15 protein-coding genes are annotated in these 16,208 nt (G+C 70.3%); 10 read left to right on the top strand and 5 right to left on the bottom strand.

Annotated elements, in window-relative coordinates:
* The first annotated feature begins 49 nt into the window (after positions 1-49).
* From glgA to ACFC1W_RS09805, 3 genes are all read left to right on the top strand, one after another.
* Complete coding sequence (gene glgA / locus ACFC1W_RS09795) at positions 50-1,243, top strand: glycogen synthase (protein WP_375991722.1); 1,194 nt, start codon at positions 50-52, stop codon at positions 1,241-1,243.
* 10 nt (positions 1,244-1,253) lie between these two features.
* Entirely contained in the window at positions 1,254-2,039 is a 786-nt protein-coding gene (locus ACFC1W_RS09800) for an ABC transporter ATP-binding protein (RefSeq protein WP_375991725.1), read from the top strand.
* A 123-nt stretch (positions 2,040-2,162) separates the two neighbouring features.
* The gene (locus ACFC1W_RS09805; protein ID WP_241110556.1) at positions 2,163-2,414 is read left to right on the top strand and encodes a type B 50S ribosomal protein L31; all 252 of its coding nucleotides are present in this window, start codon (positions 2,163-2,165) and stop codon (positions 2,412-2,414) included.
* A 60-nt stretch (positions 2,415-2,474) separates the two neighbouring features.
* Here the strand turns inward: ACFC1W_RS09805 and ACFC1W_RS09810 are convergent, their stop codons facing one another.
* Positions 2,475-3,206 carry a 3'-5' exonuclease gene (locus tag ACFC1W_RS09810; RefSeq protein WP_375991728.1) on the bottom strand — a complete coding sequence of 244 codons (732 nt, stop codon included), beginning with the start codon at positions 3,204-3,206 and terminating at the stop codon, positions 2,475-2,477.
* Between the two features lie 72 nt (positions 3,207-3,278).
* Here ACFC1W_RS09810 and ACFC1W_RS09815 point away from each other — a divergent pair, with 72 nt between their 5' ends.
* Positions 3,279-4,178: an alpha/beta fold hydrolase gene (locus ACFC1W_RS09815; RefSeq protein ID WP_375991731.1), complete on the top strand. Its 900-nt coding sequence runs from the start codon at positions 3,279-3,281 to the stop codon at positions 4,176-4,178.
* Here the strand turns inward: ACFC1W_RS09815 and ACFC1W_RS09820 are convergent.
* On the bottom strand, positions 4,138-4,692 hold the full coding sequence (locus tag ACFC1W_RS09820; RefSeq protein ID WP_375991734.1) for a CGNR zinc finger domain-containing protein: 555 nt from the start codon (positions 4,690-4,692) through the stop codon (positions 4,138-4,140). The genes ACFC1W_RS09815 and ACFC1W_RS09820 overlap by 41 nt on opposite strands.
* A 74-nt stretch (positions 4,693-4,766) precedes the next feature.
* On the opposite strand from ACFC1W_RS09820, the gene ACFC1W_RS09825 reads away from it, so the two are divergent.
* The gene (locus tag ACFC1W_RS09825; RefSeq protein ID WP_375991737.1) at positions 4,767-5,768 is read left to right on the top strand and encodes a DMT family transporter; all 1,002 of its coding nucleotides are present in this window, start codon (positions 4,767-4,769) and stop codon (positions 5,766-5,768) included.
* A 12-nt stretch (positions 5,769-5,780) separates the two neighbouring features.
* Here the strand turns inward: ACFC1W_RS09825 and ACFC1W_RS09830 are convergent, their stop codons facing one another.
* On the bottom strand, positions 5,781-6,254 hold the full coding sequence (locus tag ACFC1W_RS09830; protein ID WP_191766546.1) for an Lrp/AsnC family transcriptional regulator: 474 nt from the start codon (positions 6,252-6,254) through the stop codon (positions 5,781-5,783).
* 166 nt (positions 6,255-6,420) lie between these two features.
* Between ACFC1W_RS09830 and pdhA the strand changes: the two genes are divergently transcribed.
* Genes pdhA through ACFC1W_RS09845 form a run of 3 tightly spaced genes read left to right on the top strand, consistent with a single transcriptional unit; the run spans position 6,421 to position 9,982 of the window.
* Positions 6,421-7,557: a pyruvate dehydrogenase (acetyl-transferring) E1 component subunit alpha gene (pdhA, locus tag ACFC1W_RS09835; RefSeq protein ID WP_375991740.1), complete on the top strand. Its 1,137-nt coding sequence runs from the start codon at positions 6,421-6,423 to the stop codon at positions 7,555-7,557.
* A complete protein-coding gene (locus ACFC1W_RS09840) occupies positions 7,554-8,615 on the top strand; it encodes an alpha-ketoacid dehydrogenase subunit beta (protein WP_375991743.1) in 1,062 nt (353 codons plus the stop codon). The genes pdhA and ACFC1W_RS09840 overlap by 4 nt, the downstream gene beginning before the upstream one ends.
* Positions 8,612-9,982 carry a dihydrolipoamide acetyltransferase family protein gene (locus ACFC1W_RS09845; protein WP_375991746.1) on the top strand — a complete coding sequence of 457 codons (1,371 nt, stop codon included), beginning with the start codon at positions 8,612-8,614 and terminating at the stop codon, positions 9,980-9,982. The genes ACFC1W_RS09840 and ACFC1W_RS09845 overlap by 4 nt, the downstream gene beginning before the upstream one ends.
* 78 nt (positions 9,983-10,060) lie before the next feature.
* Here the strand turns inward: ACFC1W_RS09845 and ACFC1W_RS09850 are convergent, their stop codons facing one another.
* Both ACFC1W_RS09850 and ACFC1W_RS09855 read right to left on the bottom strand, forming a co-directional pair.
* Complete coding sequence (locus tag ACFC1W_RS09850; RefSeq protein ID WP_375991749.1) at positions 10,061-11,878, bottom strand: alkaline phosphatase family protein; 1,818 nt, start codon at positions 11,876-11,878, stop codon at positions 10,061-10,063.
* A gap of 27 nt (positions 11,879-11,905) precedes the next feature.
* Positions 11,906-12,502, bottom strand: coding sequence for a TetR/AcrR family transcriptional regulator (locus ACFC1W_RS09855; protein ID WP_375991752.1), 597 nt, complete (start codon positions 12,500-12,502; stop codon positions 11,906-11,908).
* Between the two features lie 104 nt (positions 12,503-12,606).
* Between ACFC1W_RS09855 and ACFC1W_RS09860 the strand changes: the two genes are divergently transcribed.
* Both ACFC1W_RS09860 and ACFC1W_RS09865 read left to right on the top strand, forming a co-directional pair.
* Positions 12,607-14,211, top strand: coding sequence for a carboxyl transferase domain-containing protein (locus ACFC1W_RS09860; protein WP_375991755.1), 1,605 nt, complete (start codon positions 12,607-12,609; stop codon positions 14,209-14,211).
* A 5-nt stretch (positions 14,212-14,216) separates the two neighbouring features.
* On the top strand, positions 14,217-16,208 hold the full coding sequence (locus tag ACFC1W_RS09865; protein WP_375991758.1) for an acetyl/propionyl/methylcrotonyl-CoA carboxylase subunit alpha: 1,992 nt from the start codon (positions 14,217-14,219) through the stop codon (positions 16,206-16,208).

Below are 16,208 nucleotides of genomic sequence, written 5' to 3' on the forward strand. Positions count from 1 at the left end.
CGGGCCCAACGGCTACACGCGGGTTGACTCGTGTACTAAGTTGCGTCCCATGCGCGTCGACATCGTGACCAAGGAGTACCCGCCCGAGATCTATGGCGGAGCCGGCGTGCACGTCACCGAACTCGTGAAGGCGCTGCGGCAGAGCATCGACGTGCGGGTCCGGGCGTTCGGCGCCCACCGCGACGAGGCGGGCACGTCCGCGTACGGGGTCCCGGCCGAGCTCGCCTCCGCGAACCCGGCCGTGCAGACGCTCGGCACCGACCTTGAGATCGTGACGGATGTCGCGGGCGCCGACGTCGTGCACAGCCACACCTGGTACGCGAACTTCGCCGGACACCTGGCGTCGCTCCTTCACGGCATCCCGCACATCGTCACGGCGCACAGTCTCGAGCCTCTCCGGCCCTGGAAGGCCGAGCAGCTCGGCGGCGGGTACGCGGTCTCGAGCTGGATCGAGCAGACGGCGTACGAGGGTGCCGCGGCCATCGTCGCCGTGAGCGACGGCATGCGCCAGGACATCCTGCGCAGCTACCCGGCGCTCGATCCCGCGAAGGTCCGCGTCATCTACAACGGCATCGACGTCGAGTCGTGGCATCCGGTCGACGATCCCGAACTGCTCGCACAGCTGGGCGTCGATGCGTCGAGGCCGTCCGTCGTGTTCGTCGGGCGCATCACCCGCCAGAAGGGGCTGCCCTACTTCCTCCGTGCGGCAGAGCAGCTTCCGCCCGACGTGCAGGTCGTCCTGTGCGCGGGCGCGCCCGACACGCCGCAGATCATGGCGGAGGTGGAGGGGCTGGTACGCGGACTGCAGGAGACCCGTGAGGGTGTCGTATGGATCGATCGGATGCTGTCGCGCCACGAGCTGTGCACGATCCTGACCGCCGCCACGACATTCGTCTGCCCGTCGGTGTACGAGCCGCTGGGCATCGTGAACCTCGAGGCGATGGCGTGCGGCGCCGCCGTCGTGGGAACGGCGACCGGCGGCATCCCGGAGGTCGTCGTCGACGGCGTCACGGGACGCCTTGTTCCCATCGACCAGGCGCAGGACGGAACGGGCACGCCGACCGACCCGGCGCGCTTCGTGGCCGATCTGGCACGAGTGCTGACCGAGGTCGTGAGCGACCCCGAGCGCGCGCGGGCGTATGGCGCGGCAGGGCGCGCAAGGGCCACCGAGGACTTCAGCTGGGGGAGCATCGCCGAGCAGACGGCGGCGCTGTACGCGGAGGTCGCCGCCGACGGCCGATAGGCTGGACGACATGCCGCAGGTGCTCGAATTCTCCGACGTCGTCGTCCGCAGAAACGCCAAGGACATCGTCGACCACCTCGACTGGACCGTCAGCGATGACGAGCGCTGGGTGATCCTGGGGCCGAACGGCGCCGGCAAGACCACGGTGCTTCAGCTCGCCGACACGCTCATGCACCCGACGTCGGGTGTCGTCTCGATCCTGGGGGAGCGGCTCGGCCGCACCGACGTGTTCGAGCTGCGTCCGCGGATCGGCTTCGCGTCTTCTGCCATGGCCCGCCGTGTGCCGCCGGAGGAGACGGTCCTCAACGTCGTGCTCACTGCCGCGTACTCGGTTCTCGGCCGCTGGCGCGAGGACTACGAAGACATCGACGAACGTCGCGCGCTGCGCGTGCTCGCCGAGTGGAAGCTCGACCACCTCGCCGACCGCACGTTCGGCACGCTGAGCGACGGCGAGCAGAAGCGCGTCCAGATCGCACGCGCGGTGATGACCGACCCCGAGCTGCTGCTGCTCGACGAGCCGACAGCGAGCCTCGACCTCGGTGCACGCGAAGAGCTGCTCACGCTGCTCAGCGGCTACGCACAGGCGCCGACGACTCCCGCGATGGTCATGGTGACACACCACGTCGAGGAGATCCCCGTCGGATTCACGCACGTCCTGCTGCTCCGCGAAGGCCGCGCCGTGGCCGCCGGACCGGTGCGCCAGACCCTCACCGCCGAGAACCTCACCGAGACGTTCGGCGTGCAGATCCAGCTCACCGAGCACGACGGGCGGTACGCGGCGCGCGCCGCGCACTGACGGCTCTCGGTCTCGATTCCGCGTCGGGGCCCGGAGGCTGATAGAATCGCTCTTTGGTGCGCTCGCACCTCAGACTTTGTCCGTCCTGGCAAAATCCAGGGCACCACTTTCAAAGGACTTCCCATGAAGACTGACATCCACCCCGACTACCAGGCGGTCGTGTTCCGCGACCTCGGCTCGGGCGAGACCTTCCTCACCCGTTCGACGGTGACCAGCGACAAGACGGTCGAGCTCGACGGCGTCGAGTACCCCGTCATCGACGTCGAGATCTCGTCGGCGTCGCACCCGTTCTACACGGGAAAGCAGCGCATCATGGACTCGGCCGGTCGCGTCGAGAAGTTCAACCAGCGCTTCAAGAACTTCGGCTCCAAGTAAGCAGCCCACGTGCAAGGCCCCGCTTCGGCGGGGCCTTCGCCGTTTTCGGGAGGGCGCTGGTCAGCGGATCGGCCAGCTGCCGTCGAGGCGCTCCTCGGGGTCGAGCCGCCCGATCTGGATGAAGTAGTCGGTCAGGCTCGCCGCCTGCGCACGCGCCCACGCGATCTGCCGGGTGTGCAGCTCGTGAACGGTCGCCGGCAGCCATGGCGCGAAGCGCTCGGCGAGCGCCTGAGCCAGTCGGCCCGCGGCGACCGCGTCGGCGCAGGCGTCGTGCGCGCCGTCGAGTCGCACGGCGTAGTGCTCGGCGACGACAGACAGGGTGCGCTTGCCGCGCCGCCAGCGGTCGTACGCCTTGTCTACGACGAGCGGATCGATCACCGGGGACGGGTCCACGATGGGATCGATGCCGTGCCGCAGCGCCTCGTGCTTGAGCAGCGAGAAGTCGTACGGTGCGTTGTAGGCGACGACCGGGATGCCGGCATCGAGCAGTCCCCGGACGGCGCTCACGACCTCGCCGACGACCTCGGGCGCGGGGCGACCGTGCGTGCGGGCGTGGGTCGTGGTGATCCCGTGCACCGCGGTCGCGGCCTGGGGGATCTCGACTCCGGGATCGGCGAGCCAGTCGCGCGCGCTCATGACGGACCCCGAGGCATCGAGCACGCCCACATGGGCGGTCACGATGCGGTCGGTCGCGACGTCGACGCCGGTCGTCTCGAGGTCGAACACCCCGACGACGCGCAGCCACTCGGGAGTGTCGAAGAGCGACAGTGTCTCGGGCTGCCATCGATCCATGCCCCACACGGTATGGGCCCCGTCCGACAACGCGTCCGAGGCGCTCCGGCGCCGCCCTCGTAGACTCGGAGGGTGGCCTCCCCGAACCCGTACGCGCCGCTGCTCGATGTCATCCCCGTCGAGCGGCGCGAGGCGACGGTGCTCGGCGGCACGACTGCGTACTGGGTGTACGGGCCCCACGACGCCGAGACCACCGTGATCGCCGTGCACGGCTTCCGCGGCGAGCACCACGGCCTCGAGCCGGTCGTCGCCCACCTCCCCGACGTGCGGATCATCTCACCCGATCTCCCCGGCTTCGGCGAGACGCCTCCCCTTCCGGGCATCCGGCACGACCTCGACACCTACGGCCGCTGGCTGCGCGAGTTCGCGGCGACCGTCTCGCCGGGGGCGGTCGTCCTCGGCCACTCGTTCGGCTCGATCGTCGTCTCGGCCGCGGTCGCCGGCGGCCTGGACACCCCGCGCGTGATCCTCGTCAACCCGATCGGTGCGCCCGCGCTGGAGGGCCCGCGCGGCCTGCTGACCCGTCTCGCGGTCTTCTACTACTGGGCGGGGGCACGCCTGCCGAAGCGGGCCGGTGACGCGCTCCTGCGCAACGGGCTCATCGTGCGCGTCATGAGCGAGTCGATGGCCAAGACGAAGGACGCCGACCTGCGTCGCTTCATCCATGCCCAGCACGACACGTACTTCTCACGCTTCGCCGACCGCGACGTGCTGCACGACGCGTTCGTCGCCTCGGTCTCGAGCGATGTGCGGGAGTTCGCTCCCCGTATCGCACAGCCGACTCTGCTGGTCGCGGCCGTGCATGACGACATCACCCCGATTGAGGCGGAGCGGCATCTGGTGACGCTCTTCCCCGAGGCTGATCTCGTCGAGATCGACGACGTCGGGCACCTCATCCACTACGAGACGCCGGCGGCTGCCGCCACGGCGATCAGGGCGTTTCTTGCGCCTTCCGAGCCCGGTACGCCATGACGTTCATGCGGTTGCCGCAGTTGCCGGTGTCGCAGTAGCGCTTCGAGCCGTTCTTCGAGTAGTCGATGTAGACGGCATCGCAGTCGTCCGCCGCACACACCCGCACCCGCTCGTACTCGTCCGAGCGGATCACGTCGACGAACGCCATCGCCGCCTCGACCAGCATGCGCGTGGCGAGCGGCGAGTCGTCGGACGTGGCGTGGATGTGCCAGTCGTACTCGTCGTGGATGACGAGGCGGGGCAGCGCCTTCCCGTCGGCGAGCATCGCGTTGACGAGCGGGACCGCGCCGGCGCGGTCGACCGCCCACAGCTCGCGCAGTCGCGAGCGCACCGCACGCACCGCCGCCACCGCGTCGTCGTCGAGCCGGATCGTGCCGGAGTAGGGGTTCGTGACGAGGAAGTCCCGAAGATCTTCGGGGGACTGCAGAGTGTCGTCGCCGTCGTAACCGGGCAGCGTGTTGACGAGGTCGACGACCATCATGAGGGTGCGTTTCGTGTCATGAATGAAAACCATGTTGACTCCTGACATCCTCTCCAGTACCGTCACCAGTGTAAGCACACTTCACTCCTGACAGCCGGATGCCGCCCATGACCGTCTCGACCGCCTCGCTTCCGGTGATCACGCCGGTCGTCGCATCCCCGCGACTTCGCACCACCGGGCTCATCATGGCGGTCGCGTCCGCTCTGGCCTTCTCGTCGAGCGGTCCGTTCATCAAGCCCCTGCTCGAGAACGGATGGTCGCTGGGCGCGGCGCTCCTCGTGCGCATGGGGGTGGCCGGGCTGATCCTGTCACCCGCGGTCTTCCGGGCCATCGGCCGCAATCCCCGGTTCCTGCGCCAGCACTGGCGGCTGATCCTCGGGTTCGGGCTCATGCCCGTGCTGGGCTGCCAGCTCTTCTTCTTCTCTGCGATGCAGCGGATGCCGGTGGCCGTCGCCCTGCTGATCCAGTACCTCGCTCCGGTCATGCTCGTCGGGTTCGTCTGGCTCCGCACCCGCAAGGCGCCGTCGGCCCTCGTGCTCTGGGGGTCCGCGGTCGCGGTGGTCGGGCTGATCCTCGTCGTCGACATCTCCGGCGCCTCGTTCGACCTGATCGGCACGCTCCTCGCCCTCGCCGCAGCGGTGTGTGTGTGCGCCTATTTCGTGATCTCCGAGCGCGCCGGCGACGATCTGCCTCCGCTGGCCCTCGCCGCGAGCGGCCTGCTCGTGGGCGCGGCGATGATGGGCGTCCTGTGTCTCACGGGCGCGATGCCTTTCGAGGCTCCGGCGGTCTCGGTGGTGCTCGCCGGCGTCGAGGTGCCGTGGTTCGTTCCGCTCCTGTGGGTCGCGGCAGTCGCCACGACCCTCGGCTACGCGCTCGGTGTGATGGCCGTGCCGCGCATCGGGTCGCGCGTCGCGTCGTTCGTCGGCCTCTCGGAGGTGCTGTTCGCCCTCGGCTTCGCGTGGGTGTTCCTCGCCGAAGTGCCTGCGCCGGTCCAGTTCGCGGGGGGAGCGCTCATCCTCGCAGGGGTGATCCTCGTGAAGGTGGACGACCTGCGCCGGGCGCCTGCCCCGCCGGTGACGCCGGCCGCGGCATCCGTCCCCCTGCCCTGACCGGCGGGCAGCTCAGGACTCGCGGCGGGCGAGCTCCATGAGGGGCATCACGCGATGGGGGATGACCTCGCCCATGACGAGCGAGGTCTCGGTGCGCTCGACGCCCTCGATCGCGAGGATCCGTGCATCGGTGTCGAAGAGGTGCTGGGTGTCGCGGCACGCGACCCGCACGAGCAGATCCACCTGGCCGGACAGTCCATGCGCCTGCACGATCTCAGGGACGCGCGCCAGCTCGGCGGTGATCCGCGGCAGGTCGGCCTGCCGCACGATGACGCTGATGAAGGCCTCGATCGGGTAGCCGAGCGACGACGACGAGATCGCCCGCTCGTACGAGAGGAACACGCCGGAGCGCTCCAGTCTCGCCATGCGCGCCTGGACGGTGTTGCGCGAGAGTCCGAGCCGCTCGGCGAGCGCGACGACAGTGGCTCGCGGGTCTGCGGAGAGGGCGGCGAGGAGCTCCAGGTCGACATGATCGAGGGCACTCATAGTGCGAAACGTTAGCACGCCTTGAGGAGTGGTTAGTTGTCAACATGCTCAAGTGGATCGTGAATGCTTGAGCGAGGTGCGATGTCGACGTACTCTCGGGCTACCGGCGAAGCTGCCGGTGAACCACGACGCCCCTCCTCACGAGGGAGGGTTGCACCGAGGAGTGATGGCGATGACGCACACCCTGACCCCGACCGCCGATCTTGCGACAGACACCGAAGACGTCGCCCGGCTGGTGACCCCCGACGGCGAGCGGATCGCCGACCCCGAGCTCGACCGCTGGGTCGCGGATGTGGATGCCGCCGCCCTGCGCGCGCTCTACCGCGACATGGTGCTGCTCCGGCGCATCGACAGCGAGGGCGTCGCCCTTCAGCGCCAGGGCCAGCTGGCGCTCTGGCCGCCGTGCCAGGGCCAGGAGGCCACGCAGATCGGAACGGCGCGCGGGCTCCGCGCCGACGACTTCGCCTTCCCGAGCTACCGCGAGACCGGCGTGGTCTTCGCCCGAGGCGCCAAGCCCGCCGACTACGTGCTCGCCTGGCGCGGCGAGGAGCACTCGACGTACAACCCCTACGACATCAATACGGCGTCCCAGCAGATCATCATCGGAGCACAGTCGCTGCACGCGGTCGGCTACGCGATGGGCATCCAGCGCGACGGGACCGACCAGGTCGCGGCGGCGTACTTCGGCGACGGCGCATCGAGCCAGGGCGACGTCAATGAGGCTATGGTCTTCGCCGCCTCGTACGGCGCGCCCGTCGTGTTCGTGTGCAGCAACAATCAGTGGGCGATCTCCGAGCCCGTCACGGTGCAGGCGAAGTTCCCGATCGCCGGCCGCGCGCCGGGCTTCGGCATCCCCAGCATGCGCGTCGACGGCAACGACGTCCTCGCCTGCCTCGCCGCGATGCGGTGGGCGGTCGATCACGCGCGCAAAGGGAACGGCCCGGCGTTCATCGAGGCGGTGACCTACCGGATCGGACCCCACACCACCTCCGACGACCCCACGCGCTACCGCGACAAGGAGGAGGTCGAGCGCTGGAAGGGTCGTGACCCGATCGCACGCGTCGAGGCGCTGCTGCGCGCCCAGGGCGAGTTCGACGACGAGTTCGCGGCGAGCGTCGCGGCCGACGCCGACGCCCTCGCGGCCGAGGTCCGCGCCGCCGCACAGGGGGCGGTCACCCGTGACCCCATCACGGTGCTCGACAACGTGTACGCCGAGCCGCATTCGGGCCTCGAAGAGCAGCGCGCGTGGTTCGGCGCGTACCTCGACGGCTTCGCGACCGAGGACGAGGCGGTGGCGCGATGACGCAGCTCACCATGGCCAAGGCCATCAACGAAGGTCTCCGTCGCGCGATGGCCGACGATCCGAAGGTGCTCGTCATGGGCGAGGACATCGGCAAGCTCGGCGGGGTCTTCCGCATCACCGACGGGCTGCAGAAGGAGTTCGGCGCGCAGCGCGTCGTCGACACCCCTCTGGCCGAGTCCGGGATCATGGGCACCGCCGTGGGCCTCGCGATGCGGGGGTACCGCCCCGTCGTCGAGATCCAGTTCGACGGGTTCGTCTACCCGGCGTTCGACCAGATCGTCTGCCAGGTCGCCAAGCTCCACTACCGCACACGCGGCAACGTGCAGATGCCCATCACGATCCGCATCCCGTGGGCCGGCGGCGTGGGCGCCGCCGAGCACCACTCGGAGTCTCCCGAGGCGTACTTCGTGCACACGTCGGGACTCCGGGTCATCGCGGTCTCCAACCCGCAGGACGCCTATGTGATGCTGCGTCAGGCCATCGCGTCGAACGACCCGGTCGTGTACTTCGAGCCGAAGAAGCTCTACCACACGAAGGGGGAGGTCGACCTGGACGTCGACCTCGCCGACGCCCCGCCGATGGGTCTGGCGCGCGTGGTCCGCGAGGGCAGCGACGTCACACTGCTCACGTACGGCTCGCAGGTGGCGACGGCGATGGATGCCGCGACCGCCGCCGAGGACGACGGCGTCTCGATCGAGGTCATCGACCTGCGCTCGATCTCGCCCGTCGACTACCGCACCGTGACTGCCTCGGTGCGCAAGACCGGCCGCGTCGTCGTCACGCACGAGGCGGCCCGCGAGGCCGGCGTCGGGGCAGAGCTCATCGCGAGCGTGACCGAGCGATGCTTCAATTACCTGGAGGCCGCGCCGCAGCGCGTCACCGGTCACGACATCCCGTATCCGCCGGCCAAGCTCGAGAAGCACTTCATCCCCGACCTCGACCGCATCCTCGATGCGGTGGACCGCGTGATGGACCGCCCGAACAGCATGAGCGCCTTCGAGGAGCTCGGCGCTGCCGAGGGCGGCCGCGGCTCGAGCATGACGGGAGGCGTGCTGTGATCGAGGACTTCAGGCTCCCTGACCTCGGAGAGGGGCTTCCCGAGGCCGAGATCGTCGCGTGGCTCGTCGCGGAGGGCGACACCGTCACCCTCAATCAGACGATCGCCGAAGTCGAGACGGCCAAGGCCGTCGTCGAGCTTCCTTCGCCGCACGCCGGGAAGATCACGAAGCTGCACGCGGCCGCCGGTGACGTCGTCGAGGTGGGCTCGGTGCTCATCTCGTTCGACCTCGGCGGCGACAGCGTCCCCACGCCCGCTCCGGCCGCCGAGCCGCAGCAGAGCGAGGAGTCCGCCAAGGCGGAGCCCAACCTCGTGGGCTACGGGGCCGCGCCGCGCGGCAGCGCTCGGCCGCAGCGACGCTCGCGTGCGGTCGCGGGCCGGCCGGCGGCATCCGACACCGCTGTCCTCGAAGCCGCGCCGCACGACGCCATCCAGGTCTCTCACGAGCGACCGCTCGAGCGTCCTCGCTCAACGCCTCCAGTGCGACTCTTCGCGAAGCAGCTGGGCATCGACCTCGCGCTGGTCGAGGCGAGCGGCGCCAACGGGATCATCTCGCGCGCGGATGTCGAAGCCTACGCCCAGCGCGTCGGAGCGACGCCGGTCACGGCGGCGCGCGCGCCGGAGCCCGAGTTCCTTCCCGAGCTGCGCACACCGGCTCCCACGGGGGAGCGCACCACCCGCACGCCCATCCGCGGAGTCCGCAAGCACACCGCCGACGCGATGGTGCGCAGTGCGTTCACCGCACCGCACGTCACGACGTTCCTCACCGTCGACGTCACCGCGACGACCGAGCTCATCGCATCGCTGAAGCGCGACCGCGCGCTGCAGGAGCACAAGATCGGCGTGATGGCGGTGGCCGCCAAGGCTGTGTGCCTCGCACTCGCCCGCCACCCCGAGCTGAACTCGCGCTGGGACGACGCGGCCGGCGAGATCGTGCAGCACCACTACGTCAACCTGGGCATCGCCGCGGCGACCGGCCGGGGCCTCGTCGTGCCGAACATCCGCGACGCCCAGGACCTCACGCTCGTCGAGCTGGCCGACGCCATCCGCACCCTCGCCGAGACGGCGCGTGCGGGCAAGACGCCGCCGGCCGACATGATGGGCGGCACGTTCTCGATCACGAACGTCGGCGTCTTCGGCGTCGACGCCGGCACACCCATCCTCAATCCGGGTGAAGCCGGCATCCTCGCGCTGGGCGCCGTGCGGCGTCAGCCGTGGGAGCACCGCGGCGAGATCGCGCTGCGCGACGTGATGACCCTCGCGCTCTCGTTCGACCACCGACTGGTCGACGGCGAGCAGGGGTCGCGCTTCATGGTCGAGGTCGCCGACGTGCTGCGCGAGCCCGGCCGCGCCATGCTGCTGCGCTGACCGCGGACCGACGGAAGGGGCCGAGTGGGGGCATCCGCTCGGCCCTTCGTCTTGCCTGAGCCGCCCACGCCTGCGCCCTCAGCCGCGCTTCGGATAGAACAGGTCCAGCCCGTGCGCCTGCAGGACGTCGTACGCGTCGGCGTAGGTGACGGGGTCGGGATGCCCCGGCCCGGCGTAGCGGGCGAGCAGCAGGCCGAGAAGCCCACGGCCGGGGTTGCTCAGCGGCTTGTCCCTATGCGGGCCGTCCTTCAGGTCGGCCTGCTCGTCCTCGTGGGGATTGGGGGGCACGTACATCGGGTGGACGACCGGCCAGGTGCTGGGCGGTCGCGGGGTCTCGAGGTTCACGATCGCGAAGAGGTCGTTCGCGCCCTCGTCGCGACGCGTGAGAGGGCGGAGGCCGTGGAGACGGGTGAGGGTGGCGATGACAGCCGCGTGGTGGAACTCGTCATGGATGATCGTGCCGGCCCGCGTGTACGCCGAGACCGCGATCGCCGGCACTCGAACCCCCAGCCGATCGAAGGCGAATCCCATCTCGCCCGGCACGTCGTCGAGCGCCGGCGGGGTCGCCGGGGGAGGAGGGACGTGGTCGTACGTGCCGCCATGCTCGTCGAAGGTGATGAGCAGGAGCGTGTTCATCGCGTTGGAGCCGTCCGCGGTGGCGGATGCCTTGACGGCGTTGTAGACGTCGGCGACCAGCTTCTCGCCGGCCCGCACGTCGGACACGGCCGAGTCGAGGATCAGCTCGCCGTCGACGCTGCCCGCGCGGTAGAGCCCGAACGGCGGATGGAAGTCGTTGTGGTTGTAGACCATCCGGGGCTCGATGAACGCGTAGGCGGGAAGTGTGCCGGCCGCGGCCTCGGCGTAGAACTCCGACATGTGCCCAAAGCGACCCGTGCGCCAGTACTCCTCCAGCACCGGCGCGTGCATGACGCCCGTGAGCGACACCAGCTGAAGCTCGTCGAAGTAGATCTTCCACGAGACGCCGGCTTCCTCGAGCCGGTTGAAGATCGTCGGCGCGGGCGCGGCGTCGAGCCACTTCTCGTAGCCACCGCCGTGCTTGTTGGTGACGAATCCGTGCGAGGTCGAAGCATGGAAGAACGACCGGTTGCAGTAGGTCTGCGAGGGAACCGCCGCGAACCAGGCATCGAAGACGGCGAAGCCCTTCGCGAGAGTGGAGAGCACGGGGAGCTGCTCCGGCGAGAACCCGCCCATGATGTGGCGCACCTCGTCGAGGGTCGGCACCTCGCCGTGACGCTCGCGCTCGAAGCTGTTCCAGTAGTCCCGCACGAAGCCGTCCATGGTGGGCGCCGCGCCGGCGGCCGGGGCGTTGAACGGCGCGGTCATGTCGCCGATCTGCCTCGTCGCGTTCGCGGTGGGCGCGACGACGCCGAACACCTGCGTGTTGACGTGCGGATACTCCTCGCCCGCGTCGGGGTTGGGCCTGCCCATCACGTCGTCCGTCGCTCCGCTGTAGGTGTGCGCCTCGATCCGGTCGCCGGTCGGGGCGCTGTTGGCGTAGTCGCCGAACGCGAGCCCGTCGAACGTCTCGCCCTGCGGGATCGTGTCGGGGGTGTACAGCCAGCCGAGCATGTTGTCGAACGACCGGTTCTCGCCCATCAGCACCACGACGTGGTCGAATCCGGGCTCGGAACGCGGCGCCACGGCGCCGAAGTCGACGGATGCCTCGCGCATGCCGAGCTGATGGCCGATGGCGGCTCCTGCCGCCGCCCCGATTCCACCGCCCACGACGAGTCCGGCGGCGGCGACCCCGCCGAGCTTGAGGAAGTCGCGACGTGTGGTGTCGAGCACCTCGCTGCCGTCGTCGCGCGCAGCAGTCTGCGGCGGCACGCCTGTGCCTGCCCCGGTTCCGTCGTCGACCCCACCATCGTCGGACATTGCCCGACCAGGTTAGAGCACGGCTCGCTAGGCGGTGAGTGCCGCCAGAGCCATCGATTCGAGGATGCCGCGCACTGCGCCGTCGTCGGGCTGCGCCCGGAGCGCTCGGACGCTGTGCGGTGTCGAGTTGATGAGGCCGAAGCATGCGTGCGCCCGCACCCGGAGCTCGGCCTCGGGGCGATCGGGATGGACCGCCGACAGGATGCCGATCCACACCTCGACGTACTCCCGCTGCAGTCGGCGGACGGTGTGACGGTCATCGTCGGCCAGGCTGGCCAGATCGCGATCCTGCACCCGGATCACGTCGGCGTCACTCAGGGCGAAGTCCACGTGGAACGCGATGATCGCCTCGAGCTGGGCCGGGGGAGTGCCGCCGTCGTCGATGACCCGGCGACCACCTGCGAGCAGCCGCTCGCTGACGCCGATGAGGATCGCGCCGAGCAGTGCCTGCTTGTTGGCGAAGTGCCGGTAGAGCGCGGGTCCGCTCACGCCCACGGCCGCGCCGAGGTCCTCCAGGCTGACGCCGCTGAACCCGCGCTCCGCGAAGAGGCGCGCGGCCTCGTGCAGGATCGACGCCTGGCGGTCGGCCTTGGCCCGGTCGCGCTCGGTGACACCGCTTGTCATCTCAGTTAATCCTCGCTAACCTAGACTCCAGTTAGTGAACACTAACCAATTGTGTCGCGTCCGCTCAATGAACGTGACCCGATCGTGACGTCGACGGAGATGACATGAGTGCGCTGACCACCGCGGTCGTCCAGGACGAGGGATTCGCCCGCAACCGCGACGCGCAGGCGGCGCTGGCCGCGCAGCTGCGCGAGCGGCTGTCGCAGGCCGCGCTCGGCGGCCCCGAGGCATCCCGCACCCGCCACGTCGCACGAGGGAAGCTGCTCCCGCGCGACCGCGTCACGCGCGTGCTCGACGAGGGGAGTCCCTTCATCGAGATCGCCCCGCTGGCCGCCGACGGTCTCTACGACGGCGAGGCACCTGCGGCCGGCGTGATCGCCGGCATCGGACTGATCCACGGGCGCCAGGTCATGGTCGTGTGCAACGACGCCACCGTCAAGGGCGGCACGTACTACCCGATGACGGTCAAGAAGCACCTCCGCGCGCAGGAGATCGCGTTCGAGAACCGCCTGCCGTGCGTCTATCTCGTCGACTCGGGCGGCGCCTTCCTTCCCAAGCAGGATGAGGTCTTCCCCGACCGTGATCATTTCGGCCGCATCTTCTTCAACCAGGCGCGGCTGTCGGCCGCCGGCGTCCCGCAGATCGCGGCGGTGCTCGGCTCGTGCACCGCAGGCGGGGCCTATGTGCCGGCGATGAGCGACGAAACGGTCATCGTCCGCAACCAGGGCACGATCTTCCTCGGTGGGCCGCCCCTCGTGAAAGCGGCGATCGGCGAGGTCGTCACCGCCGAAGAGCTCGGCGGCGGCGAGCTGCACGCGAAGCGCTCGGGCGTCGTGGATCACCTCGCCGAAGACGACGAGCACGCGCTCGAGATCGTCCGCGACATCGTCGCCACGCTGCCGCTGCCCGCCGAACCCGCGTGGGACGTCACACCGAGTGTTCCCCCAGCCGTCGATCCCGCCGACCTGTACGGCGTGGTGCCGATCGACGTCAACCAGCCGTACGACGTGCGCGAGGTCATCGCCCGGCTCGTCGACGCGAGCGAGTTCCACGAGTTCAAGCGCGAGTACGGGGACACGCTGGTCACCGGCTTCGCGCGCATCCACGGCCACCCGGTCGGCATCATCGCCAACAACGGCGTGCTGTTCAGCGAATCCGCCCAGAAGGGCGCCCACTTCATCGAACTGTGCGACCAGCGCGGCACGCCGCTTCTCTTCCTGCAGAACATCTCCGGCTTCATGGTGGGGCGGGATGCCGAGGCCGGCGGCATCGCGAAGGACGGGGCCAAGATGGTCACCGCCGTCGCCACCACCCGCGTGCCCAAGCTCACCGTCGTCATCGGCGGCTCGTTCGGCGCGGGCAACTACTCGATGTGCGGCCGCGCCTACTCGCCGCGGTTCCTGTGGACCTGGCCCGCCAGCCGCATCTCGGTGATGGGCGGACCGCAGGCGGCATCCGTCCTCTCGACCGTCAAGCGCGACCAGCTCGGCGCGCGCGGCGAGGAGTGGTCCGCGGCCGACCAGGCCGAGTTCGAGGCTCCGATCCGTGCGCAGTACGAGGAGCAGGGGAGCCCGTACTACGCCACCGCCCGCTTGTGGGATGACGGCGTCATCGACCCCGAGGACACCCGCGACCTGCTCGGCCTCGCGCTGGACGTCGTCTCGCGCACCCCGCTGCCCGAACCGCGCTTCGGCGTCTTCCGGATGTGAGCCCCGTGACCGACACGCACACGCCCCCCTTCACCACCGTCCTCGTCGCCAACCGCGGGGAGATCGCGCGGCGGGTCATCCGCACGCTGGCCCGGCTCGGCATCCGCTCGGTCGCCGTCTACAGCGACGCCGACGCCGACGCTCCCCACGTGCGGGAGGCCGACCTGGCCGTGCGGATCGGGCCGGCTGCGGCATCCGGTTCGTACCTCGACATCGACGCCGTGATCGCCGCCGCTCGCCAGACCGGAGCCGACGCGGTGCATCCGGGCTACGGGTTCCTCTCGGAGAACGCTGAGTTCGCGCGCGCCTGCGCCGACGCCGGCATCGTGTTCATCGGACCGGGGGAGCGCGCGCTCGAGGTCATGGGCGACAAGATCCGCGCGAAGGAGCACGTGACGGGGCACGGCGTGCCGACGGTCCCCGGCTTCAGCGCGATCGGTATGTCCGATGCCGCCATCGCCGAAGCCGCCGAGGCCACCGGGTACCCGCTGCTGGTCAAGCCCTCCGCGGGCGGCGGCGGCAAGGGGATGCAGGTCGTGCGTTCGGCGGACGACCTCGCCCACGCGCTCGCCACTGCTCGGCGTGTCGCCGCGGCGGCGTTCGGTGACGACAGCCTCCTGCTCGAGCGCCTGATCGAGCGCCCGCGCCACATCGAGGTGCAGGTGCTCGCCGACGCACACGGCGGGGTCATCCACCTCGGTGAGCGCGAGTGCACGCTGCAGCGCCGCCATCAGAAGGTCATCGAGGAGGCGCCCTCGCCGGTGGTGGATGCCGCGACCCGCGCCCGCCTCGGAGCCGCCGCGTGCGCGGCTGCCGCGAGCGTGGACTACCTCGGCGCCGGGACGGTCGAGTTCCTCGTGGCCGGGGACCGCCCCGACGAGTTCTTCTTCATCGAGATGAACACGCGCCTGCAGGTGGAGCACCCGGTGACCGAGCTCGTCACCGGCATCGACCTCGTCGAGCAGCAGCTTCGCGTCGCCGCGGGAGAGCACCTCGCCCTCGCGCAGGAGGACGTGCGCCTCGACGGGCACGCGATCGAGGCACGCGTGTACGCCGAGAGCCCGGAGCGCGGCTTCCTGCCCGCGACCGGTGAGGTGCTGGTGTGGGATGCCGCGGCCGACGTGCGGACGGATGCCGCGGTCGAGACCGGCAGCACCGTCACCGCCGACTACGATCCGATGATCGCGAAGGTGATCGCCCACGCTGCGGATCGCGCGGGTGCCCTCCGGAAGCTCGACGCTGCCCTGGCGGAGACCGTGCTGCTCGGCGTCGACAGCAACATCGGTTTCCTGCGCGCTCTGCTGGCGCACGAGGACGTGCAGTCCGGTGCGCTGGACACCGGCCTGATCGACCGCCTGCCCGCGCATGCGGGCGCGGAGCCCTCGGCGGCAGCCCTCGCCGCCGCCGCCGAGTTCGCGAAACAACACGATCCGCACGAGACGGCGTCCGCGGCGCGGCGTTTCGTCGCCGATGCGTCGTCTCGGCGCACGAGCGCCGGCGAACTGTGGCGCACGGCGGAGGGCTGGCGGATCGGCGGGCTGCGGACGGGCACCGTGCAGCGGTTCCTCGACGACGACGGGGCACTCCGCACCGCGGAAGGTGCCGACGACGCCGGCGACCCGGTGGATGCGGTCGTGGCGCAGGACGCGGACGGCGCGCTGTGGGTGCACGCCGACGGCGCGACCCATCGGCTCCGGCCGCTGAGCAGGCGCGACGCCCTGACCGCACGCCTCGCCGCGCGTGAGCGCGATGCGGCCGCGACCGATCCCGAACTGCGCGCGCCGATGCCCGGTGCGGTGGTCGCGCTGCACGTCGGCGACGGAACCCGCGTCGCCGCCGGCGACCGCATCGTCACGATCGAGGCCATGAAGATGGAGCACCCCGTCGTCGCGCCCCACGCGGGTGTCGTGCGCCTCGACGTGGCGACGGGCGACCAGGTGCGTCGCGATCAGGTGCTCGCCCACGTCTCGTCCGAAGAACCCGACACCCGCTCCTGA

This window comes from Microbacterium sp. NPDC056003 (genome assembly GCF_042274785.1).
Classification (GTDB): domain Bacteria; phylum Actinomycetota; class Actinomycetes; order Actinomycetales; family Microbacteriaceae; genus Microbacterium.